General features: G+C 66.6%; 26 protein-coding genes. 13 read left to right on the forward strand and 13 right to left on the reverse strand.

All coding sequences use genetic code 11. From position 1 onward, the window contains the following. Positions 1-5: 5 nt before the first annotated feature. The 3 genes from ACT6UX_RS14160 to ACT6UX_RS14170 are packed head-to-tail and all read right to left on the reverse strand — an operon-like array spanning position 6 to position 3,417. Positions 6-1,112 (reverse strand): CaiB/BaiF CoA transferase family protein, encoded by a 1,107-nt coding sequence (locus ACT6UX_RS14160; RefSeq protein ID WP_444775798.1) that lies wholly within the window; start codon positions 1,110-1,112, stop codon positions 6-8. Further along, complete coding sequence (locus ACT6UX_RS14165) at positions 1,109-2,260, reverse strand: CaiB/BaiF CoA transferase family protein (protein WP_444775799.1); 1,152 nt, start codon at positions 2,258-2,260, stop codon at positions 1,109-1,111. The genes ACT6UX_RS14160 and ACT6UX_RS14165 overlap by 4 nt, the downstream gene beginning before the upstream one ends. Continuing rightward, positions 2,257-3,417 (reverse strand): acyl-CoA dehydrogenase family protein, encoded by a 1,161-nt coding sequence (locus ACT6UX_RS14170; protein ID WP_444775800.1) that lies wholly within the window; start codon positions 3,415-3,417, stop codon positions 2,257-2,259. Before ACT6UX_RS14170 ends, ACT6UX_RS14165 begins: the two co-directional genes overlap by 4 nt. Positions 3,418-3,567: 150 nt before the next feature. On the opposite strand from ACT6UX_RS14170, the gene ACT6UX_RS14175 reads away from it, so the two are divergent. Genes ACT6UX_RS14175 through ACT6UX_RS14190 form a run of 4 tightly spaced genes read left to right on the forward strand, consistent with a single transcriptional unit; the run spans position 3,568 to position 7,223 of the window. Further along, on the forward strand, positions 3,568-4,542 hold the full coding sequence (locus tag ACT6UX_RS14175; protein ID WP_444775801.1) for a Bug family tripartite tricarboxylate transporter substrate binding protein: 975 nt from the start codon (positions 3,568-3,570) through the stop codon (positions 4,540-4,542). After that, positions 4,517-5,059: a mismatch-specific DNA-glycosylase gene (locus ACT6UX_RS14180; RefSeq protein WP_444775802.1), complete on the forward strand. Its 543-nt coding sequence runs from the start codon at positions 4,517-4,519 to the stop codon at positions 5,057-5,059. Before ACT6UX_RS14175 ends, ACT6UX_RS14180 begins: the two co-directional genes overlap by 26 nt. Then, positions 5,056-6,474, forward strand: coding sequence for a DUF1254 domain-containing protein (locus ACT6UX_RS14185; RefSeq protein WP_444775803.1), 1,419 nt, complete (start codon positions 5,056-5,058; stop codon positions 6,472-6,474). Before ACT6UX_RS14180 ends, ACT6UX_RS14185 begins: the two co-directional genes overlap by 4 nt. A 35-nt stretch (positions 6,475-6,509) precedes the next feature. Beyond that, a complete protein-coding gene (locus tag ACT6UX_RS14190; RefSeq protein WP_444775804.1) occupies positions 6,510-7,223 on the forward strand; it encodes a superoxide dismutase in 714 nt (237 codons plus the stop codon). Between the two features lie 15 nt (positions 7,224-7,238). Here ACT6UX_RS14190 and ACT6UX_RS14195 read toward each other — a convergent pair whose 3' ends face one another. Continuing rightward, positions 7,239-7,682: a metallopeptidase family protein gene (locus tag ACT6UX_RS14195; RefSeq protein ID WP_298316839.1), complete on the reverse strand. Its 444-nt coding sequence runs from the start codon at positions 7,680-7,682 to the stop codon at positions 7,239-7,241. Positions 7,683-7,814: 132 nt separating this feature from the next. Here ACT6UX_RS14195 and ACT6UX_RS14200 point away from each other — a divergent pair, with 132 nt between their 5' ends. Genes ACT6UX_RS14200 through ACT6UX_RS14215 form a run of 4 tightly spaced genes read left to right on the forward strand, consistent with a single transcriptional unit; the run spans position 7,815 to position 11,501 of the window. Further along, positions 7,815-8,729 (forward strand): ABC transporter permease, encoded by a 915-nt coding sequence (locus ACT6UX_RS14200; protein ID WP_444775805.1) that lies wholly within the window; start codon positions 7,815-7,817, stop codon positions 8,727-8,729. Beyond that, complete coding sequence (locus ACT6UX_RS14205; protein ID WP_444775806.1) at positions 8,726-9,592, forward strand: ABC transporter permease; 867 nt, start codon at positions 8,726-8,728, stop codon at positions 9,590-9,592. Before ACT6UX_RS14200 ends, ACT6UX_RS14205 begins: the two co-directional genes overlap by 4 nt. After that, the gene (locus ACT6UX_RS14210) at positions 9,589-10,542 is read left to right on the forward strand and encodes an ABC transporter ATP-binding protein (protein WP_444775807.1); all 954 of its coding nucleotides are present in this window, start codon (positions 9,589-9,591) and stop codon (positions 10,540-10,542) included. The genes ACT6UX_RS14205 and ACT6UX_RS14210 overlap by 4 nt, the downstream gene beginning before the upstream one ends. Continuing rightward, on the forward strand, positions 10,539-11,501 hold the full coding sequence (locus ACT6UX_RS14215) for an ABC transporter ATP-binding protein (RefSeq protein ID WP_444775808.1): 963 nt from the start codon (positions 10,539-10,541) through the stop codon (positions 11,499-11,501). Before ACT6UX_RS14210 ends, ACT6UX_RS14215 begins: the two co-directional genes overlap by 4 nt. Positions 11,502-11,550: 49 nt before the next feature. On the opposite strand, the gene ACT6UX_RS14220 is transcribed toward ACT6UX_RS14215, so the two are convergent. Beyond that, positions 11,551-13,092 carry an ABC transporter substrate-binding protein gene (locus ACT6UX_RS14220; protein WP_444775809.1) on the reverse strand — a complete coding sequence of 514 codons (1,542 nt, stop codon included), beginning with the start codon at positions 13,090-13,092 and terminating at the stop codon, positions 11,551-11,553. A 74-nt stretch (positions 13,093-13,166) separates the two neighbouring features. Between ACT6UX_RS14220 and ACT6UX_RS14225 the strand changes: the two genes are divergently transcribed. Then, positions 13,167-13,460, forward strand: a complete 294-nt coding sequence (locus ACT6UX_RS14225) for a 4a-hydroxytetrahydrobiopterin dehydratase (RefSeq protein WP_444775810.1) — start codon at positions 13,167-13,169, stop codon at positions 13,458-13,460. Between the two features lie 201 nt (positions 13,461-13,661). Next, positions 13,662-14,039: a copper-binding protein gene (locus ACT6UX_RS14230; protein WP_444775811.1), complete on the forward strand. Its 378-nt coding sequence runs from the start codon at positions 13,662-13,664 to the stop codon at positions 14,037-14,039. Here ACT6UX_RS14230 and ACT6UX_RS14235 read toward each other — a convergent pair. Continuing rightward, entirely contained in the window at positions 14,036-14,368 is a 333-nt protein-coding gene (locus tag ACT6UX_RS14235; protein ID WP_444775812.1) for a hypothetical protein, read from the reverse strand. The genes ACT6UX_RS14230 and ACT6UX_RS14235 overlap by 4 nt on opposite strands. After that, on the reverse strand, positions 14,365-14,823 hold the full coding sequence (locus ACT6UX_RS14240) for a CBS domain-containing protein (RefSeq protein WP_444775813.1): 459 nt from the start codon (positions 14,821-14,823) through the stop codon (positions 14,365-14,367). The genes ACT6UX_RS14235 and ACT6UX_RS14240 overlap by 4 nt, the downstream gene beginning before the upstream one ends. Before the next feature lie 137 nt (positions 14,824-14,960). Here ACT6UX_RS14240 and ACT6UX_RS14245 point away from each other — a divergent pair, with 137 nt between their 5' ends. Continuing rightward, positions 14,961-16,070 carry a mechanosensitive ion channel family protein gene (locus tag ACT6UX_RS14245; protein WP_444775814.1) on the forward strand — a complete coding sequence of 370 codons (1,110 nt, stop codon included), beginning with the start codon at positions 14,961-14,963 and terminating at the stop codon, positions 16,068-16,070. Positions 16,071-16,164: 94 nt separating this feature from the next. After that, positions 16,165-17,139: a Bug family tripartite tricarboxylate transporter substrate binding protein gene (locus ACT6UX_RS14250; protein WP_444775815.1), complete on the forward strand. Its 975-nt coding sequence runs from the start codon at positions 16,165-16,167 to the stop codon at positions 17,137-17,139. A gap of 3 nt (positions 17,140-17,142) precedes the next feature. Here the strand turns inward: ACT6UX_RS14250 and ACT6UX_RS14255 are convergent, their stop codons facing one another. The 4 genes from ACT6UX_RS14255 to chrA all read right to left on the reverse strand — a co-directional run bounded on the left by ACT6UX_RS14255 (position 17,143) and on the right by chrA (position 20,069). Beyond that, positions 17,143-17,364: a hypothetical protein gene (locus ACT6UX_RS14255; protein ID WP_444775816.1), complete on the reverse strand. Its 222-nt coding sequence runs from the start codon at positions 17,362-17,364 to the stop codon at positions 17,143-17,145. A gap of 48 nt (positions 17,365-17,412) precedes the next feature. Further along, on the reverse strand, positions 17,413-18,351 hold the full coding sequence (locus ACT6UX_RS14260; RefSeq protein WP_444775817.1) for a TAXI family TRAP transporter solute-binding subunit: 939 nt from the start codon (positions 18,349-18,351) through the stop codon (positions 17,413-17,415). 67 nt (positions 18,352-18,418) lie between these two features. Beyond that, positions 18,419-18,664 carry a DUF3297 family protein gene (locus ACT6UX_RS14265; protein ID WP_444775818.1) on the reverse strand — a complete coding sequence of 82 codons (246 nt, stop codon included), beginning with the start codon at positions 18,662-18,664 and terminating at the stop codon, positions 18,419-18,421. Positions 18,665-18,671: 7 nt separating this feature from the next. After that, positions 18,672-20,069, reverse strand: a complete 1,398-nt coding sequence (gene chrA / locus ACT6UX_RS14270; protein WP_444775819.1) for a chromate efflux transporter — start codon at positions 20,067-20,069, stop codon at positions 18,672-18,674. A 196-nt stretch (positions 20,070-20,265) separates the two neighbouring features. Between chrA and ACT6UX_RS14275 the strand changes: the two genes are divergently transcribed. Next, entirely contained in the window at positions 20,266-20,874 is a 609-nt protein-coding gene (locus tag ACT6UX_RS14275) for a hypothetical protein (RefSeq protein WP_444775820.1), read from the forward strand. A 4-nt stretch (positions 20,875-20,878) separates the two neighbouring features. On the opposite strand, the gene ACT6UX_RS14280 is transcribed toward ACT6UX_RS14275, so the two are convergent. Next, positions 20,879-21,247, reverse strand: a complete 369-nt coding sequence (locus tag ACT6UX_RS14280; RefSeq protein ID WP_444775821.1) for a hypothetical protein — start codon at positions 21,245-21,247, stop codon at positions 20,879-20,881. 18 nt (positions 21,248-21,265) lie between these two features. Next, entirely contained in the window at positions 21,266-22,027 is a 762-nt protein-coding gene (locus ACT6UX_RS14285) for an SDR family NAD(P)-dependent oxidoreductase (RefSeq protein ID WP_444775822.1), read from the reverse strand. Between the last annotated feature and the right edge of the window lie 18 nt (positions 22,028-22,045).

Raw genomic sequence — 22,045 nt, forward strand, 5'->3', positions numbered from 1 at the left:
TTCCGCTAAGGCTTCAGCACTTCGTCCGTATGCTCGCCCAGCAGCGGTTCGCGATAGAGCGGGCTCGACGGTTCGTTCTTAAAGCGGACGACGGGGCCGAAGTGGAGACGGCCTTGCTCGTCCGTCACCATGAAGCCGCGCTTCTGCAGGTTGGCGTCGGCGATGGCTTCGGGGAGCGTGTTCACCGGGCCGTAGCAGATGTCGAGCGTGGCGAGGGTGTCCATCCAGTGCGCGAGCGGCTTCGCGCTGAAGGTCGCGGCGAGGAAGTCGACCACCGGCTTCTGATGCGCGCCGGGCCATTCGCAGAGCCCGGCCATCTCCGGCCGACCGAGCGCCCCTAAAAGATTCTTGATGAACTTCATCTCTTGGCCCGCGATCACGAGCTGGCGGCAGTCGGACGTGTCGTAGACGCGGTAGAAGGCCGAACCGCCGGTGGTGCGCTGATGCTTTACGTCGGGATGCCTGTTCTCGGCGAACGTCGTGCCGACCACGTTGGCACAGGAGGCCATCAGCGATTCGTGCATCGAGACGTCGATATAGTCGCCTCGGCCGGTGTCCTTGCGGCGCAGCAGCGCCATCAGCACACCGGCCAGGCCATGGAGACCGCTCACCAGATCGGCGACCGGAATGCCGGGGATCGCCGGCCGGCCGTCGTCGCCCAGGGTCAGGCTCAGCACGCCGGTCATCGCTTCCAGCGCGAGATCGTGCGCGGCGCGGCCGGGATAGGCTCCGTCCTGGCCGAAGGCGCTGATCGAGCAATAGACGATGCCGGGGTTCTTCGCGGCGACGGCGTCGTAGCCGATGCCAAAGCGCGCGGCGACGCCGGGCCGAAACGATTCGACCAGCACGTCGGCCTCGCAGGCCAGGCGGAAGAGATCGGCGCGGCCCTGCTCGCTCTTCAGGTCGAGCACGACGCTCTTCTTGCCGCGGCCCATGTTGCGGAAGAACACCGAGGTTCGTTCGTCCGGCGGCAGGATGTGGCGACCGGGATCGCCCTCGCCCGGCGGTTCGACCTTGATCACCTCGGCGCCGTGATCGGCCAGCGACGTGGTGAGATACGGCCCGGGCAGGAACCAGGAGAGATCGACGACCTTGATGCCCTGAAGTTTCATGACGACTTGCCCAGTAATACTTCGTTGTCGGCGCCGAGCGGCGAGCAGGCGGATTGCGCCAGCCGTTCGCCATCGATGCGCAGGGGATTGGCGAGGATACGCAGGTTGCCCTTCACCGGATGGGGCACGGACGAAACCATCCCGGTGCCTCGGGCGAAATCGCTGTCGAGCGCCTGGTCCAACCGATAGACCGGCGCAGCCGGCAGCAGCCCGTTCATTGCCGCCAGCCACTCCGCCGTCGTGCGCGTGCGGAACGTCACGTCGAGTTCGGCGGATAGCGTCGCTCGGTTCTTCGCCCGCGTGTTGGGATCGGGGAAACGCGGATCGACCGCGAGATCGTCACGGTCCATCACCTCGCAGAGCGCCAACCAGAATTTCTGCGTCATGCACATGACGTAGATCCAGCCATCCTTCGTCGGAAAGGTCTGGACCGGCGCGAGCGAAAGATGCGCGCTGCGCGGCACCCGCGGCGAGACATCGCCCTCGTTCAGGTACCACAGGCCGGGATAGGTGAGCTGGTGCATGGCGACGTCGTAGAGGCAGGTGTCGACGTCGCAGCCCTGTCCCGTGGTGCGCGCGCGCAGCAGGCAGCTCAGCAGGCCGACGATGCCCGTCAGGCCGCTCATGCTGTCGATCATCGAAACGCCCACACGCGTCGGCGGCCCGTCCGGCTCGCCGGTCAGCTCCATCAGCCCGGCCTCGGCCTGCATCAGGAAGTCGTAGCCGGGCCAGTCCCTGCGCTCATTGGCCCGCCCATACGCGGAGATGTGCAGGCAGACGATCGACGGCTTCAGGTGTTTCAAGCTGGCATAGTCGAGGCCGAGTTTCTCGGGCTGGGTGCCGCGCATGTTGTTCACGACGCAGTCGGCGCCCTTCACAAGTCCCTCGAACTGCCGCCGCCCCTCCACCGACTTCATGTCGAGGGTCACGCTCTTCTTGCCGAGGTTCCAGGCCTGGAAATACTCGCTGTCGTTCTGCCCGAGCTTGTGCGGCCCGACCTGCCGCGAGGGATCGCCGCCCTGCGGCGCCTCGATCTTGATGACCTCGGCGCCCAGTTCGGCCAGGAACATCGTGCCATATGGACCGGCGCCGAACTGTTCGAGCGTGAGGACGCGGATGCCCTCGAGCGGCTTGCCCGCCCCGTTCACGAGATCGGATTCCGCTTGATCAGCTGCCGCGCGATGATGATGCGCTGCATCTCGTTGGTGCCCTCGCCGATGCAGGTCAGCGGCGCGTCGCGATAGAGCCGCTCGATGTCGTATTCCTTGGAATAGCCATAGGCGCCATGGATGCGCATCGATTCGATGCTGTTCTCCAGCGCCGCTTCGGATGAGAAGTATTTCGCCATGCCGGCTTCCATGTCGCAGCGTTCGCCGCGATCGAAGATGGCGGCGGCATCGAGCGTCAGCAGTCGCGCGGCGCGGGCGCGCGTGGCCATCTCGCCCAGCTTGAGCTGGATCGCCTGGTGCTCGCAGATCGGCTTGCCGAAGGTCTTGCGCATCTGGGAATAGCTCGTGGCCAGACGCAGCGCGCCCTCGGCGATGCCGACGCCGCGCGAAGCGACGTTGATGCGCCCGAGTTCGAGCCCGCCCGCGACCTGGGCGAAGCCCTGGCCCTCGACCTCGCCGATCAGGTGATCGGCCGGGATCCTGTAATCCTCGAACACCAGCTCGCCCGAATCGATCGACTTGTAGCCGAGCTTCTCCAGTTTGCGGCCGACCGTGAAGCCCGGCCCCTTGGGCGTGATGAACAGGCTCATGCCGGTGTGGCGCGGATTGGCCTCGGGATCGGTCTTCACCAGCATGGCGAAGCAATGGCCTTCTATGCCGTTGGAGATCCAGGTCTTGGTACCGTTGATGACATAGCCGTCGTTGCCGTCGCGCTTGGCGACCATGCGGATCGACTGCAGGTCGGTGCCGGCATCCGGCTCGGTCAGCGCCAGCCCGCCGCGGACCTCGCCCGTGGCGAACTTGGGTAGCCAGCGCTCCTTCTGACGCGGCGTGCCGAACTTCTCGACCGCCAGTGCCAGCATCAGGTGAGAATTGAATATGCCGGTAATGGCCATCCACACCGAGGAGACGCGCATCACGATCTCGGCGTAGGTCGTGGCCGGCAGGCCCAGCCCGCCATATTCCGGGCTGATCGTGGCGCCGAACAGGCCAAGTTCCTTCATCTGCTCGACGATCTCGGCCGGCCATTTGTCGGCATGGTCGAATTCCTTCACGCGCGGCGCCACCTCGCGCTCGATCCATCGGTCGATGGTAGCGAGCAGCTGGGCTTCGTCGGCCTTGTCGATCGTCTTCATTGCGTCCTCCCGGCCGCCATCATGCCCGACGGCCGGGGGCGGACAAGGCCACGGAACCTCAGGACGAAATCGAGGTTGGGCATGGCTCTAGGCGACGCGACACACCTCGTGCATCATCGCGGCAACAATCTTCGAACAAAGGAAGAAGAAATGAGGAGACGTCACTTCACGGCCGGCCTGGCGACGCTGCCGTTCGTCCCGACCTTCGCCCTCGCCCAGACCGACGACTGGCCCAACCGCAACGTGCGCATCGTCTGCCCGTTCACGCCGGGCGGCTCGCAGGACAACATCGCCCGGCGGCTCGCCGCCAAGCTCAGTGACGAATTCGGCCAGACCTTCGTGGTCGAGAACCGCACGGGTGCCGGCGGATCGATCGCCGCCGATAACGTCGCCAAGTCGCCACCCGACGGCTATTCGGTACTGCTGGGCAACATCGGCAGCCATGCGCTGGTGCCTCACCTCTATCGCAAGCCGGCCTACAATGCCGTCACCGACCTCGAGACCGTCGCCTGGATCGGGACGCAGCCCAACCTGCTCTGCTGCAGCCCCGGCTTCCCGCACGACACGCTGCCCAAACTGATCGCGGCGGCGAAGAAGGAACCTGGAAAATACTCGTTCGGCTCGTCCGGCCTCGGCACCTCGCCTACCCTGACGATGGAGCTGTTCAAGCAGAAGACCGGCGTCGATATCACCTTCATCAGCTATCGCGGCGCCGCCGCGGCCGCCGCCGACGTGCTGGCCGGCCACCTGCCGATGGTGATCTCCAACATCGATTCGCTGATGAGCCAGGTCAGCGCCGGCAAGCTGAAGCCGATGGCGTCGAGTGGCGCCAAGCGCTCGACGGTCCTGCCCGACACGCCGACTTTCGCCGAGGCGGTTTCGCCGGACCTCGTCGTGACCTCCTGGTCGATCTGGGCGGTGCCGACCGGCACGCCGGCAAAGATCAAGGACAGGCTTCGGATTGCCACGGAGAAGGCCTTGAAGTCTCCCGACGTGATGGAGAGCATGAAGGCCGGCGGCTTCGAGCCCGGCACCATGACGGTCCCCGAGATCGACGCCTACATCCAGACCGAAATCAAACGCTGGGGCGAGGTCATCCGTGCCGCGGGCATCAATCCGCAATAATCCCCTCATCCCGGACCTGTTGGCGCCGGGGCTCGACCTGGTGTTCTGCGGCACCGCGCCGAGCCCCGCGTCGTTCAAGGCGCGCGCCTACTACGCCAATCCCGGCAATGCCTTCTGGCCGACCCTGCACGCGGTCGGCCTGACGCCCGAGCGGCTGGCGCCGCAGCGCTACCCCGAGCTGCTCACGCTGGGGCTCGGACTGACCGACCTCAACAAGACCGAAGTCGGATCGGACCACGAACTCAGCCCCGAGGCGATGGACGCGCAGTCGCTGCACGCCAAGCTGCGGCGCTACCGGCCCGCCGCCATCGCCTTCACCTCCAAACACGCCGCGTCGCTCGCGCTGGGCGTAAAGGCTCCCGCCTACGGCCGGCAGGTCGAGCTTCTCGAAGGCGCCGCGGCCTTCGTGCTGGCCTCGCCCTCGGGCCGGGCGCGCTCCTTCTGGACGCTGGCGCCCTGGAAGGAAGCGGCGGCCTTCGTCGCCGAACGACGACAGGCGCGCGAGCGGGCCGCATGACCCTCGGTCGTCGTGCCGCGCTCGGTGGCCTCGGCCTGACCGCGCTGGCCGCGGCCCGGAAAGCGCAGGCGCAGGATGCGAAGGCGGCCCTGCGCGATCTCGCTCGGCGTGCCACCATCTACCTCTTCCCGGTCTATGAGATGTATCGCGCCCGTTGGCACGCCACGGTCGACGAGGCGAACCCGCAGCGCCAGCGGCTCAACCGCTTCCGCAATGTCGCAACGCTTGCCGACCCGGATACGAGTGCCGTCCCGACGCCGGATGCCGACACACTCTATTCTTCGGCCTGGCTCGATCTTTCCCTGGAGCCGTTGTTCCTCACCGTGCCGCCGATCGGCGATCTCCATTACAGCTACGCCTTCATCGACCTGTTCTCTGATACATTCTTCGTCGTTCGCCCGCGTCCACAAACCGTCGGGCTGGTGACGCACATGATCGTCGCGCCCACTTGGGCAGGCGATGCGCCAAGCGACGTGACACTGGTCCGCGCGTCGACCCCTTCGGTGTGGCTGCTGGGCCGTATCCTGGTCGACGAGCCAGAGGAACTCGACCGCGTGCGCATCCTGCAGAACCGCGTGCTGCTCGAGACGCCCGACATGCGCAACGAGCGGCGCATCCTGGAAACCGGCGAACTGATGCGCTTCCGCACGCAGGCGCCTCCCGAACCCGTCGCCGACTGGCCGGCCGCGCACCCGGGCGATCCGCTCGACCTGTTCGACATCGGCCTGCGCGCCCTGGGCGAGAGCCCGTTGCCGGAGCGCGACCGGCCGCTGTTCGAGGCGCTTGCCCCCTTGAAACTCAAACCGGGACGCAAGTTCGACCGGCGGGCCTTCAACGAGGCCGAGCGTCGGGCGATCCATGCGGGCATCGCCCAGGCCCATGCCGACGTTCGCGCCGTCGGTCGCGGCCGCACGATCGACGGCTGGACCTACGGCTCGCGGCACGCCGGGAGCTTCGGCGACGACTATCTCTCTCGGGCGGCTTCGGCACTGACGGGGCTGGGGGCGCCCTTGTCCCCTGACGAGGTCGACGTGAGCTGCGCCGTCGATGCCGACCGTCGGCCCCTTCACGGAGCGCAGCGCTATACCCTCACGTTTACGGCCGATCGCCTGCCACCGGCGCGCTCCTTCTGGTCGCTATCGGTCTACGAAGTGACGCCCGGCGGCAGAACCCGCTTCGTCGACAATCCGATCGATCGCCGGGCGATCGGCAACCGAACGGCTGGACTGGTCCGTGCCGCCGACGGATCGCTCAGCCTCTACATCCAGCGCGACCCGCCGCCGGGCGAGCACGCCGCCAACTGGCTGCCGGCGCCGGCCGGCCCGATGCGCCTGGTGTTGCGCGCCTATCAGCCCGAAAAAGCGCTGATCGACGGCTACCACCTGCCTCCCGTGCGCCGCAACTCCTCTCCATGACAGGCGTTGCTCCAGCGAACACGCGAGGAGCTCCCATGACCGACATATCCCGCCGCTCCCTGGCCGCGGGCGCCGGCCTGCTGGCCGGCGCGTTCGCCTTTGGCGCACGCGCCCAGCAATCGGCACCCCAGGTGACGACCGCGATTCCGGTCCCGAAGGCCACCGCCAAACCCCTCGTCATCAACCCGGAAAAGGTCAAGGGCCTGTCCGCAGATCTGCTGCGGGCACATCACGACGGCATCTATGCGGACGAGGTGAAGAAGCTGAACGATATTGGCGAGGAACTTTCGAGGATCGACCTCGCGGAGGTGACGCCGGGAAGGCTGGGCGAACTGAAACGCGACGAGCAGGCGACGCAGAATTCGACCCTGTTGCACGAACTCTATTTCGATGGATTGGCCGAAGCCCCCACACAGCCGGCCGGTCTGCTCTCTCAGGCCCTGTCGCGCGATTTCGGCAGCCTCGACCGTTGGAAGGCGGAGTTCGCGCTCATCGGACGGTCACTCGACGCGGGCAGTGGCTGGGTGATCCTGGCCTATGCGCCGCGCGAGAAGCGACTGTTCAACTATCGCGCCGAGAACGACGCCATGTCACCGGCCGGCGGCGTGCCGCTGCTCGCGATGGACATGTACGAGCACGCCTATGCCGCCGACTACGGCACCGACACCGCGAAGTACATCGAGGCCTTCGTTCAGGCGATCAAGTGGACGAATGCCGAGCGCCACTATCGCGAGGCCATGCGCGTCTGAGGCTTGCGCGCGTCGCTAGGCGCGCTGCGAGTCTTCCTCGGCCTTGGCCTCGATTGCTTCCATATCGTCGTCGCTCAGGCCGAAATGGTGGCCGATCTCATGGATCAGCACGTGGCGCACGATGTGCGGCAGGTCCTCGCCCGATTCGCACCAGTAGTCGAGGATGGGGCGACGATAGAGGAAGATGCGGTCGATGTCGTTGGCGACATGGCCGGCGCCCCGCTCCATCATCGACACGCCCTGATAGAGACCGAGCAGGTCGAACGGAGTCTCGAGATCCATCTGCTTCTCGACCTCGTCGGACGGGAAGTCGTCGATCTGTATGCGCACGTTCCCGACGTGCCGACGGAACTCCTCGGGTATCGTCGCCAGCGCCTCGGCGGCGATCGCCTCGAAGTCCTCCAGAGTGGGCGCGATGCCGAAGCAGGGCGTACGCCGTGGATTGTTGAAGACCGGCATGACTCCCCCTTATAGGACCCGTGCGCCCGCGCCAAGCGCGGCGTCGTGACCGTTCTGGGGAGCTGCGCGGCGTTTGGCGCGCGATTCGCATGATCGCCTTCCTCACCGATCCGCATTAAAGTCCGCCCGCACATGCTTCAGTTCCTCTTCCGCCGCCTCGTCGTGGCACTCCTCGTGGCGGCGACGGTCATGACCATCGCCTTCGTTCTCACACGGCTGTCGGGCGATCTCGCCATCTCGATCGCCGGGCCCAACGCAACGGCGGCCGATATCGAGGCCGTCCGCAAGGCCTATGGACTGGACCGCCCCGTGCTCGAACAATTCTTCGACTGGGTGGGCCGTGCCGTAACCGGCGACCTGGGCAAGAGCTACTTCTTCCAGACGAACGTCTCGTCGCTGATCGCCGAGCGCATGCCGGTGACGCTGACTCTGGGGCTGACCGGCCTCTCCATCGCGCTCCTCGTGTCACTGCCGATGGGCATCCTGGCCGCGGTGCGCGAGAACACCGGCTTCGACCGCGCGGTCCAGGTGATCGCCCTGATCGGCCAGGCGATGCCCTCCTTCTGGCTGGGCCTGCTGCTGATGATCCTGTTCGGGCTCACCCTCGGCTGGCTGCCTATCTCTGGCACCGGCTCGTGGGAGCATTTCGTCATGCCGGGCATCGTGCTGGCCTTTTCCGCCATTCCGGCGCTGACGCGCCTCACGCGCGCCGGCATGATCCAGGCGATGGGCAGCGACTACATCCGCACCGCCCGCGCCAAGGGCCTCTCGCGCGCCTCCATCCTGCTGAAGCATGCGCTGCGCAACGCCGCGATCCCGGTGGTGGCGATCGCCGCCGTGCAGCTCGGCTTCATGCTGGGCGGCTCGATCGTCATCGAGCAGGTCTTCGCCCTGCACGGCGTCGGCTTCCTCGCCTGGGAGAGCATCGCCAAGAACGACTTCCCGGTCGTGCAGGCGGTCGTTCTCGTCCTTGCCGTCATCTACGTGGCGCTCACCATGGTCTCCGACCTGATGAACGCCGTGCTCGATCCGCGGCTGCGCGCATGAGCGCCGCGGCTTCGGTCACTGCCGGCCCGCGTCGGGGCTGGAAGAGCGCCAGCACGTGGATCGGCGCGGTCATCGTGGGACTTGCCTTGTTCTCCGCGATCTTCGCCCCGCTGATCGTGCCGCACGATCCCTTCGCGCAGGACCTCAACCGCCGGCTGCTCGTGCCCTTCTGGATGGAGGGGCACAATCCGGAGTTCATCCTCGGCACCGACCAGCTGGGGCGCGACTATCTCTCCCGCCTGATCTGGGGTTGCCGCATCTCGATGCTGATCGGCGTCACCGTCACAATCGTGTCGGGCCTGATCGGCATCACCATCGGCGTGCTGGGCGGCTTCTTCGGCGGACGCATCGACGACGCCGTGCTGTTCGCCATCACGACACGTCTCTCGATCCCCGTCGTCCTGGTGGCGCTCGCCGTCGTGGGCCTGCTCGGCACCTCGATGACGCTGCTGGTCCTGACTCTCGGCCTTCTGCTGTGGGACCGCTTCGCCGTGGTCGCGCGCTCGACCTCCATGCAGGTGCGTAACCTCGACTTCGTCTCCGCCGCCTGGTGCGCCGGCTGCTCGCGCTTCCGAGTTCTCAGCCGCGAGGTGTTGCCCAACATCGCCAGCCATCTCGTGGTCGTGGCGACGCTCGAGATCGCGCTTGCGATCCTGCTCGAAGCGACGCTGTCGTTCCTCGGGCTCGGTGTGCCGCCGCCGCTGCCCTCCTGGGGGCTGATGATCGCCGAGGCCAAGGACTACATGTTCTTCAGCCCCTGGGTGATCGTGATCCCCGGCGTGGCGCTGTTCGTGCTGGTGCTCGGCATCAACCTGCTGGGCGACGGCTTGCGCGACGCCTTCGCGACGAGGTCCCGCACATGAGCACGCTTCTCGACGTCGAAAGGCTCGAAGTGGGCTTCGCCGGCACTTCGGCGGTGCGCGGCGCTTCGCTCACGGTCGAGCGCGGCGAGACCCACTGCCTGGTGGGTGAATCGGGCTGCGGCAAGTCGGTGACGGCGCTCGCGATCATGAACCTGCTGGCCCGCGGCGGCCGCCGCACGGCACGGCGCCTCGCCTTCCAGGGCGAGGACCTGCTGAAGCTCGACGACCGCGGCATGGCGCGACTGCGCGGCAATGCCATGGCCATGATCTTCCAGGAGCCCATGACCAGCCTCAACCCGGCCTACACGATCGGCTCGCAGATGACCGAGGTGATGCGCCGCCACAAGAAGGTGAGCCAGCGGGTCGCCACCGATCGCGCGGCCGACCTGCTGGGCCGGGTCGGCATCACCGCGCCCGGGCTTCGGCTCGGCCAGTTCCCGCACCAGCTCTCGGGCGGCCTGCGCCAGCGGGTGATGATCGCCATGGCGCTGATGTGCGAGCCGCAGCTCCTGATCGCCGACGAGCCGACCACCGCGCTCGACGTCACGGTGCAGGCGCAGATCCTGCGCCTGCTCGCGCAGCTCCAGCGCGACCTCGGTCTCGGCCTGCTGCTGATCACCCACGATCTCGGCATCGTGGCCCGCATCGCCCATCGCGTCTCGGTCATGTATGCGGGCGAAGTGGTCGAGAGCGCGGCCACCGCCCAGCTCTTCGCCGATCCCAAGCACCCCTACACGCAGGGCCTGCTGCGCTGCGTGCCGGTGCCGGGCAAGCAACGCCAGGACGAGCCTCTGGGCTCGATTCCCGGGACGGTGCCGCGCATCGGACCGGGCTTCGAAGGCTGCGGCTTCCGCGATCGCTGCAGCTTCGCCGAGGCGAGCTGTGCCCACACCGTCCCGCATCAGACCGCGGCGCCGGGTCACGACTATCTCTGCCGGCTGGCGCCATGAACGAGAATACCCAAGCTGCGATCGAACTCAGGTCCGTCGGCAAGACCTTCCGCGTCTCGGGCGGCATCCTGGGCAAGGACCGCAGGGTCGTCGCCGTCGACGGCGTCTCCTTCGCCGTGCCGCCGGGCGGCGTGCTGGGCGTGGTGGGCGAGTCGGGCTGCGGCAAGTCCACCCTCGCCCGTCTGATCCTCGGCCTGCTCACGCCCGATTCCGGCGACATCGCGGTCGAGGGCCAGCGCATCGTCGACATGGACCGCAAGGCGCGCGCGCGCCTGATCCAGCCGGTATTCCAGGATCCCTTCTCCTCGCTCAATCCGTTGTCGCGCATCCGCGACATCGTGGCGATGCCGCTGCAGGCGCAGGGCAGCTTCTCGCGCGCCGAGATCGCCAAGCGCGTGGACGAGATGCTGTCCCGCGTTGGCCTGCCGGGCGAGATGGGCAACCGTCTGCCGGCCGAACTCTCCGGCGGCCAGCGCCAGCGGGTCGCCATCGCGCGCGCCCTGGTGCTGCGACCGCGCATCGTCGTGTGCGACGAGCCGACTTCGGCTCTCGACGTCTCGGTGCAGGCGCAGATCCTGAACCTGCTGGCCGAGCTGCGCCGCGACCTCGGACTCACCTACCTGTTCATCAGCCACAATCTCGCGGTCGTCGAGCATGTCGCGAGCGAGGTGGCGGTGATGTATCTCGGTCGCATCGTCGAGAAGAAGCCGACGCAGGCGCTGTTCCACCAACCCGAACACCCCTACACCAAGGCGCTGCTGGCCTCGGTGCTGACGCCCGAGCCCGGGCTCGGCGTGCCCGATGTCGGCCTGGGCGACGTCATGCCCGACCCCGCCAACATCCCGCCGGGCTGCCGTTTCCACCCGCGCTGCCCGATCGCCGAACCGCGCTGCTCAACGGAAACGCCGCCGCTCAGGCCTCGGCCCGGCGGCGGCGTGGAGTGTCTGCTGGTTCCTTAGAAGAGATCCCTCAACTTCGCTCGGGATGGAAGTGATGCGCTCGCGCGCGTCACTTCCACTTCGCCAGGTAGAAGCGCGGCAGCTCGTCGGGGAAGGTCTTGAACTCCAGGCCCTTCGAGAAGGCGTAGGTGTTCACGTAGGTGTTGATCGGCAGCCAGTAGGCCTTCTCGGTCGCGATCTTGATTGCGGCGGAATAGGCCTTCTTGCGAGCCTCGGTGTTGGAGGTGGACCCGCCCTCGGCGATCAGCTTCTCGAGTTCCGGATCCTTGGAATAGTTGTCGAGTGCGCCGGCGCCAAACATCACCGGCAGGATCGCCGAGACGTCGTTGATCGAGTAGCTGCCCCAGCTTCCCATGTAGAGAGGCGCCTCGCCCTTCTGGGCCTTCTGGATGGCCGGCGCGACCTGGAGCTGGTTGATCTTGGCGCGGATGCCCACGGCCTGGAGGTAGCTCTGCACCGACGCCGGCCACGAAGTCGGCTGCACGTAGGTCACGAACTCGACGTCGAAGCCGTTGGGATAGCCCGCCTCGGCCAGCAACGCCTTCGCCTTGGCCGGATCGTAGTCGTACTTCACGGCGGCGTCGGCATCGCAGCCGAACTGGCTGGGGAAGCACGGCGCCGGCGGCACGCGGCTGCCGCCGCCGACCAGCTTGTCGGCGAACTGCTTGCGGTCGACGGCATGCCAGATCGCCTGGCGCACCTTGAGCTTGGTGAGCGGATTGTCGGCACCGGTGCGGCCGGCCGCATCGATCGACAGGTAGCCGACGCGCATGGACTCCTGCCGCACGGCCTGCAGGAACGGCATCTTGTTGATGTCGTTGGCCTGGTCGGGATTGATGTTCCAGATCCAGTCGGCGCGCTGGGCGAGCAGTTCGGTCACCGCGGTGGCGAGATCGGGCACGAAGCGGACATGCAGCTTCTTGATCGCCGGGACGCCCTTGGGCGAGCCCTTCCAGTAGTCGTCGAAGCGCTCGAAGAAGACTTCCTTGCCCTGCTCGTTCCGGACGATCTTGTACGGCCCCGCGCCGATCGGCTTGGCGGAGAAGCCCTCGGGCCCCACCTTCTCGCGATAGGCCTTAGGATGGATCGGCGTCACCATGGCGAGGTATTCGAGGGCCGCCGGAGTCGGCCGCTTCATCTTGATGCGCACGGTCCAGTCGCCGGTCTTCTCCGCCTTGTCGATCCAGGCGTAGTTCGAGGGAGTCGCGACCTTGGAGGCTGGATCGGCCGCCATGTTGATCGTGTAGACGACGTCGTCGGGCGTGAGGGCGCTGCCGTCGTGGAACTTGACGCCCTGGCGGATCGTGAGATCGAGCGTGTTGTCGTCGGTGAACTTCCAGTCGGTGGCGAGCGACGGCTTGATCTCGAAGGTCGCGGGATCGCGATGCACCAGCATGTCCCAGGCCTGATGCGCCAGGATCAGGCCCGTGCGCTGGCTGTTGAAATACATGTCGACGTTGGGCACGGCATCGTTGAACAGGATGCGAAGCTGGTCGGCACTCTTCTGGGCGAAGGCTTGCGGAACGGCAGCGGCGACCCCGAGGGCGGCGGCGGTGGACGAAAGCAGGGCGGTACGACGGGTGATCTTCAAGTAAGCCTCCGGTTTGTTGGGGCGAGCCTAGGCTGCTGGCCCGCGATGAGGCAAGCTTCACGCCAAATGAGGAGATGGACATGACCGAGAAACTCGCCGGCCGGGCGCGCAGCAAGGCGCTCGCCTCGATCAAGGGATGGAAGAAGGTACGCGGTCGCGACGCCATCCAGAAGAGCTTCAAGTTCGCCGATTTCAACGAAGCCTGGGGCTTCATGACGCGCGTGGCGATGGCTGCCGAGAAGGCCGATCACCATCCCGAATGGTTCAACGTCTACAACAAGGTCGAGATCGTCCTCAGCACGCACGATGCCGGCGGCCTGTCGGAAAAGGACGTGGCGCTCGCCAAGGTGATCGACTCGATCGCCTGAGGCGGCGGCATCTTCAACGGCGCTTCAACACGAGTTTACCTTCCGTCTGCGCGCAAATTCGAACGATCGCGCAAATGCGGGCTCCGGGCGCGTTACACAGCGTGATCGACGGGTCGTAACCGCTCTGTAACCACTGGAAATCCGGCCGACCACTACCAGATTGGGGGCCTGAGTAGCGTTCATTCTGGAAAGTTCAGCCCGATGTCTACCAAGTCCCTCACGCTTGCTGCGGCCCTGGCCGCGCTGACACTCTCGCCCTGTGTGGTTTCTCCGCTTGCTGCAGCACCCTTGCCGATCTTCGCGGACCCTGACGGCGACGCGGATGTGCAGAACTGCACGGCCGAAGCGCCGGATGACACACCTCTCGGCAGCGGCCGCGTCGTCGCGGTCGATCCCGCCGCAGGTCGCGTCACGCTGGACTACCGTCCCTTGCCTCTTCTCCCCGAGGGCGGCGTACGAGTCTTTGCCGTCGAGGATCCGAAGGTCCTGAAAGGCCTGAGTGTAGGCGATCGCGTTCGCTTCGGGGTTGAACGCGATGGCCGTCGCTATGTGTTGAGGCACCTGGAAAACAGCAACTAGGATACCAGGCGCTTGCGCGCGTGGCGAAGCAGTTCGCCATCGCGCGGCTGATCCATCGCCTCGACGACGACCAGCTTTCGCGCCAACTGCTCGGCGTGGCCCACTCGGACATATTCTTCGAAGTCCTTCAGCGGGCCGGTCGGGCCGGCCAACATCCAGCCCTCGACCTCGGTGAGTTCGGCGAGGATGGCTTCGAAATAGGCCCCGGCATCGCGCGGGAGGCCGTGCCCGCCGGCTTTCACATCGCACTTCTCGACCTCGCCGGCACCGAAGCGGAAGATGTGCGCCTCATCGGCATTCAGCCAGACGGCAGCGTGTGGCGAACTCACATGCCCCTCCCCCGCTCCTCCTCACCCTGATTGTGCTCGCCGCCCGGCTGGGCGATCTCGCGCAGGGCATTGCCGACCCGGCGGCCATCCTTCTCATGCGAGGCGACGTCGGCCAGCGACAGGATGCCGACGAGACGCTTGTCACGATCGACCACCGGCAGGCGACGCACCTGCAGTTCGCCCATGTTCCTGGCGACATGAGCGGTGTCTTCGTCGGCGAAGCAATATTTCACGTCCTGCGTCATGACCTCGCGCACTTTAGCCGCAGGTCCCTTGCCGTTCCCGATACCCCGCACGGCGATGTCGCGGTCCGTGATCATGCCGACCAGTCGCTCGTCATCCCCTACCGGCAGCAGTCCGGCATCGATCGCCAGCATCATCCGCGCAACCTCTTCAATGGTGTGATCGGGTCTCGCGACACAAACGTCGCGCGTCATCGCCTCGCTCACTCGCATGGCTTCGCTCCTATCGTTTGGGTTCAGGAACTGAATGCCGGCGCGAAGAATGTGGTTGCGCAGTCAGGTCGTGCGAGATCGAGGTGAATTCAGCATCGCACCCTCGGAACTATTTTCGCCTCCTGGCGTTGAGCGCCATGGAAAACCCACTGGAAAATCCGCTTTCCTGGCTGGATCGGGCTGTCACATGGGCACCGAACTGGGTCATCTCCGTCGCCTTCCTGCTACTGGCGGCGGGCGTGGCGGTCGCCCTGCACGGCCTCGCCATGCGCCTGTTGCGCTGGTTGATTCCCGCATCGTACGAATTCCTCCATTCGCTGGTGTCGGCCACGCAGGCGCTGCTTCGCGCGGCGCTGGTTATCTTCGCCGTCGCCCTCACCCTGCCGCTGGTGCCTCTCGGAACCGAGGGCAAGGCAGCCATCGGGCATTGGCTGATCGTCGCCTTCATTCTTCTCCTGGGGTGGAGCTGTACGGCGGCCATCACCCTGGCGTCGGACTTCTACCTTCGCCGCACCGACATCGACTTCAGTGGGGATCCGCTCGGGCGCAAGCATCTGACGCAGGTGCGCGTCCTGCGGCGCGTGGCGGCGACGCTCGTCATCGTCGTCACCGTCGCGGCCGCCCTCATGACGTTCGAATCGGTAAAACAATACGGCGTGAGCCTGATTGCCTCGGCGGGTGCGGCGGGCCTCGTGGTCGGCCTCGCGGCGCGCCCGCTGCTGACGAACCTGTTCGCCGGCATCCAGATCGCCCTCACCCAGCCGATCCGCATCGGCGACGCCGTCATCGTCGAGGGCGAATGGGGCTGGGTCGAGGAAATCACCGGAACGTATGTCGTGATCAAGATCTGGGACTGGCGCCGGCTGGTCGTTCCGCTCTCCTACTTCCTGGAGAAGCCCTTCCAGAACTGGACGCGACAGACGACCGACCTGATCGGATCGGTGATGCTCTGGGTCGACTATACGGTGCCGGTCACCCGCATCCGAACGAAGCTCGAGGAACTGGCGAAAGCCTCGAAGCTATGGGACGGCCAGGTGGTGAACCTGCAGGTCGTCGACAGCAACGAGCGGGCGCTGCAGTTGCGCTGCCTCGTGAGTGCCCGGACCTCGCCCGAGGCCTGGGATCTCCGCTGCGAGATGCGTGAGAAGCTGATCGTGTTCCTTCAGGAGGAATATCCTGGAGCGTTGCCGAAGCAGCGGGCCGAACTGGTGGAGTTCAACCGGATGACGGCACAGGCCGCGGAGTAACCCTTCCGGGGCGCGAAAGTTCGTGGCGATTCGGCTGGCCGGGAGGACGGGCGCGGCGGATGCTTCCTCCAACAAACAACGGAGGAAATGCATCGTGGCACACCGGCGGAAATTCCTGCTGGGAGGACTTGCGGCAACGACGGCGCTGGCAACCGGCTTCGGCGCGCGCGCGCAGTCCTTTCCGACCAAACCTCTTCGCTTCATCGTGCCCTTCGCGGCCGGCGGCAATGCCGACGTCACCGCACGCCTCGCCGGCGAAGGAATGTCGCGCAAGCTCGGTCAGCCGGTCATGATCGACAACCGACCCGGCGCGGGCGGCGTGGTCGGCCAGGACCTCGTCCTCCAGGCTCCAGCCGACGGCTACACAATGGTGATTGCCGCTTTCGGAACGCTCTACGTCTCGCCGCTGATGGCCGGCAAGCCATCGATGGTGCCATCCTTTGCACCGGTCACCAGCCTCAGCACGGTGGTGATGATCATCGTCGTGCCGGCCAACAGCCGCTTCAAGGACTGGCAGTCCCTTCTCGCGGCCGCCAAGGCAAAGCCCGGGACGATCAGCATGGGTCACGCCGGCAATGGCACGCCGAACCACACCGACATCCTGCGAATCCAGGAAAACGAGAAGGTGAGCTTCGCGATCGTGCCCTATCGCGGGTCGGGCGTGGGCCTCAACGATGCGCTGGCCGGACAGATCGACAGCTACTGCGATCAGCTGAGCAGCTCGCTGCCCCACATCAAGTCCGGCAAACTGCACGCCCTGGTGGTCGTCGGCGAGAAACGCGCGCCCGAACTGCCGGACGTCCCGACCCTGGCCGAGACTGGCTGCACGCCGTTCGACGGTGGCACTACGCTGGGCCTGTTCGTCAGGCACGACACGCCAAACGCGCTCATCGCGACACTCAATGCCGCAGCGGTTTCAGCGCTGGACGACGCGACTATCAAGCAGAAGTTCGCCGAACTCGGCGCGACGGTCCGCCCGTCGACGCCGGAGGCCTTCGCCGCCTTCCTCAAGACCGAGGATGCCGGGATCGGCGAGCTTGCGAAGAAAGGCCTGCTCAAACCAGAGTAAAGGCTACTTCGCCTTGGCCGCGCCCTGCCCCTTGGGGTCGCCCGCCTTGCCCTTGGCTTCGGCGGCCTTGAGGGACGCGCCCTCCTGGGAATCGAGCGCCTTCGCGGCGTCGCGTGCGGCCTCGTCGACCTTGTCCTTCTTCAGGAATTCGGCGGTGCGCTTGTTGTAATCGGCGGTGGCGGTGTAACTGCCCTCGCCTTCGATCTTGTCCTTGGCCTTGTCCATGGCGTGCTCCATCGTTTCCAGACGGGCAACGCGGCAGACCGCCGTTGGTTACGTGAGAAGGCCGAGTTCCCGGTAGAAACGCGCAGCACCCGGGTGCAATTTCTCGCGACCTGACAAGACGGCAACCGTATTGGCCGCCGTCGTCTCGGCGAGCTGCGGCGGCGGATTGCCGGCCTGCTGCAGGGCGTGCAGCGCCTTCACCATGCGATAGGTCACCGTCTCGTCGAGACCGGGACGGGCCAGCACGAAGCTCCAGGAACCGACCGACGGGATGGCCGTGGCCTGTCCGGGAAAACTCCCGGCCGGCTGGGTGACGGGCTTCAGGAAGGGGTGTCTGGCCAGGATTCGCCGGATCTCGTCGGCATCGGGCGCGATGAAACGGGCGCCCTCCTTGCTCGTCGCCATGGTCATGAAGCCCGGCCAGCCATTGCCGCCGCCCCACAGGGCAGCAGCGCGGCCGTCGAGCACCATCGCCGGGCCATCGCCGGCGCGCTCGAGATAGATCGGCTGGAAATCCCGGGCCGCGTCGAGGCCGAGTCCGTCCATGGCATAGCGACCGAGAATCACCAGGCCGGAACCACCGGCACCCCAGGCGATCGGCTTGCCCTTGAGGTCGGTGATGGTGCGATAGGGAGAGTCGGCACGCACGACGAACATGCCGGCTGTCGGATACATGGCGGTGAGCACGCGCAGATCGGCGGGCGCGCGCCCCACGCCCTGCAGCGCCGCATGCACGACCTCGCCCTGAACCAGCGCGATGTCGAGCGTGCCAGCCTCGAGCATCGGCACGTTCTCGGTGCTGCCCCGGGTATTGATCGCCTCGATTTCCAACGCCGGATCGAACCGCCGCACGCCCTCGACGAAGGCAGCACCGTAGACCGGGAAGCCGCCGCCTGGCGTCGCCGTGCCGAGGCGGACCTTCACGGTCTGCGCCCCGGCCGGTCCGGCCGCGAGCAGCAGGCCGAGTGCCGCCGCGCCTCGCAGCATCCCGCGCCGGCGCGGGCGCAACGTCGGTGAGTCTTGATCCGCGCGCGCCCGTGCCATCCGGCCCCCTCTAGGATTTCTTCGCCTCGAAGAACGGCTCGACCGTGCCCTTGAGCTTGATGGTCAGCGGATTGCCCTTGCGATCCACCGTCTTGCCCACGGCAACGCGGATCCAGCCCTCACTCACGCAATACTCCTCGACGTTGGTCTTCTCCTGGCCATCGAACCGGATGCCGATGCCGCGCTGGAGAAGCGCCTCGTCATAGTGCGGGCTCTTGGGATTGGTGGACAGTCGGTCGGGGAGCGTATCGGTCATTGGGTTCCTATAGCATCAATGCGTAGACGATGCCGGCCATCGAACTGGCCAGCAGGACCGGGATCATCCCGAAGCGGAAGCGGAATACAGCAACGGCACAGGCGGCCGCCAGCGCCACGGCGGCAACGTTGGCAGAGGCAAGAACCGGCACGTTGACCATGGCGCCGAGCAGCTGCACCGGCCGCAGCTCGCCGAACAGGACCTGCAGCCCGAACCAGACGGCGAGATTGAGGATGACCCCGACGACCGCAGCCGTGATGGCCGCCAGCGCCCCCGACAGGGCCTTGTTCGAGCGCAGCTTTTCGACATAGGGCGCGCCGACGAAGATCCAGAGGAAGCAGGGCGTGAAGGTAACCCAGGTGGTGAGAAGGCCGCCCAGCGTCCCGGCGAGCAGCGGATGGAGGCCCTCGTGATCGCGCCAGGCTCCGAGAAAGCCCACGAACTGCGTCACCATGATCAGCGGACCAGGTGTCGATTCCGCGAGGCCGAGCCCATCGAGCATCTCGCCGGCCGTCACCCAGCCATATTTGTCGACCGCCTGCTGCGCGACGTAAGCCAGCACCGCATAGGCGCCGCCAAAGGTCACCACAGCCATCTTGCTGAAGAAGACCGAGATCTGGGTGAACACGTCGTCGGGTCCGCGGATGAGCCAGAGCAGCGCCACCGGCGCCAGCCACAGAACGAGGAAGAGCGTGCCGATCGACAGCGTCCAGGCGAGGTTGGGTCTGGCATGGTCGGGCGTGGCCTCACCGAGCAGCGACTCGGCGTCTCCCAGTCCGGCCCGGCCGCCCGCACGGTGGCCGCCGGTCTGGAATTCCGACCGGCCGAACTTCGTGGCGGTGAAGCCGATCAGGCCGGCCGCGACCACGATCACCGGAAACGGCACACCATAGAAAAAGATCGCGACGAACGACGCGACCGCGAGCAGGCGCATGGCGTTGTTGCGCAATGCGCGCCCGCCAACCCGCAGCACCGCCTCGACCACGATCACCAGCACAGCGGCCTTGAGGCCGAAGAACAGGCCCTGCACGAGGCTGACCTTGCCCAGCAGCACGTAGACCCAGGACAGCGCCATGATGGCGAGCAGGCCCGGGAGCACGAACAGCGTGCCGGCGATCAGCCCGCCCGCGGTGCGGTGCATCAGCCAGCCGATGTAGGTCGCGAGTTGCTGCGCCTCGGGACCGGGCAGCAAGGTGCAGTAGTTCAGCGCCTGCAGGAAGCGCTGCTCGCCGATCCACTTCTTCTCCTCGACGACGATGCGATGCATCACGGCGATCTGGCCCGCGGGCCCGCCAAACGACAGGGCGGCAACCCGCAGCCAGACCTTCACGGCCTCGGACAGGGGAACCCCATGACTTGGAGGGGAAAGGCCTTCGTCGTGAGAAAGCGCGTCAGGCGAAGGCATGTCCGGCGTCCTCTCGATGGGAACTCGACGCGATGCTCCGGCTGGCGCCTGATGGGGTGAACGCGATCTCCGTCCCCGCTTCATAAGGAGAGTGCAAATAGTGTCAAGCTTGGCCGATTGCCGGGGTCGCGGCCCGCGGTTAGTTTGCCCCGCGGGAATAGTGGGAACGTCAGTGCAAAAAGCCGCCGGGGGTTTCATGACTTGGGGTCGTCTCGTTATTTTGGCACTCGCCGTGGTGGGAACGGTCGTAGCGTGCAACCAGTCTCCGCGGACGGTGCCGCAGACGGCGCAGATAAAGCGCGCCTATTGGGGCCTGCCGCAGGACGCGCCAGGGGCCGACGTGACCAGCCTGGTGACCTGCCCGGGTGGCTATCCCTGTGACGTGTTCGCCAATGGCCCCGCGTACAGCGACAACCGCTTCGACGTCGCCAAGAGGTTGACGGTGATCTGGACCTGCCAGCCGCAGAACTTCGTCCTGTCCGAAGTTGCGACGCCCACCTTCAAGGTCCGGATGGCATGCGTCGGCGGCACGCCGCTGGTGCCTCGGCGCATCGACATCGTCGAAGCCTCCTGGGGCGGTCCCACCTCCACGATCGACGTGACCCAGCAGGTGCGCGACATCTGCGGCAACGGACCGACTCGCTGCCAGGTGCCGGCGATGGCCTATATCTTCGGTATGCCAGATCGTCTGACCAAGACGCTGCGCATCCGCTACACCTGCAACGGCCAGACGACGCCCGCGCGACAGGCGACGGAGAACAGCGTCGCCGACCTGCGCTGCGAGCAGGCGGCCGACCTCGACTGAGGGTTCAGCGCTGCCCGGCCGGAGCGCCGGGTGGTGGCAGACTGCGGCGGCATTCGCCGTGCAGCAGCCCGCCATAGTTGGCACCGAGCGGCGTCATCGAGAAGGCGCCGTCGTTGCGATTGTAGGTCATCGAGAAATTGGGAAAAGTCGCGCGCAGCGCCTGGAAGGTGGTGACCACGCTCGTGCCTTCGGCCAACGAGGTACCGTCCCAGACGCCAACCGTATTGCGCCGGTCGTCGAACACGACGCTGAAATTGCGCACCTGCCCCCCCTGGTCTGTGACCTTGCAGGCAAGCCAGCGCGGCTCGGCGCTGGCCGGAGAGGCGACGGCGGCCAGTCCGACCGCCGCCGTCAGGAACGTCGCGAGCCGCATCGACATGCCCTCCGGCGGTTACTTCGGCGCCATGCGGATCGCGCCGTCAAGGCGGATCGTCTCGCCGTTCAGCATGGGATTCTCGACGATGCTCATGGCGAGCTGAGCATATTCCTTCGGATCGCCGAGGCGCGACGGGAACGGCACCTGTGCGCCCAGGCTCTTCTGCGCTTCCGCCGGCAGGCTCATCATCATCGGGGTGAGGAACAGGCCCGGCGCGATGGTGCAGACGCGGACGCCGAGGCTCGCCAGGTCACGCGCGATCGGCAGGGTCATGCCGACCACGCCGCCCTTGGACGCCGAATAGGCCGCCTGGCCGATCTGGCCATCGAAGGCCGCGACCGACGCGGTGTTGACGATGACGCCGCGCTCGCCGCCGTCCAACGGCTCAGCCTGGCTCATGGCGTAGGCCGCGATGCGGATCACGTTGAAGGTACCGATCAGGTTGACCTGGATCACCTGGCTGAACATGGCGAGATCATGCGGGCCGGACTTGGAGATGGTGCGGCCGGAGCGACCGATGCCGGCGCAGTTCACGACGACCCGCGGCGCGCCCAGCTTCTCGACGACCGTCTTCACGGAAGCCTCGACGCTGCCGGCGTCGGCCACGTTGGTCTTGACGAAGAGGCCGCCGATCTCCTTGGCCTTCTGCTCGCCCAGCTCGTCCTGCAGGTCGAAGATCGCGACCTTGGCGCCGGCGGCCGCCAGTGCCGACGCCGTGGCGCCGCCCAATCCCGATGCACCGCCCGTAACGATGGCGGCCTGCCCCTTGACGTTCATCCGTGTCCTCCGTGGTTG

This window comes from Reyranella sp. (genome assembly GCF_052439685.1).
GTDB lineage: Bacteria > Pseudomonadota > Alphaproteobacteria > Reyranellales > Reyranellaceae > Reyranella.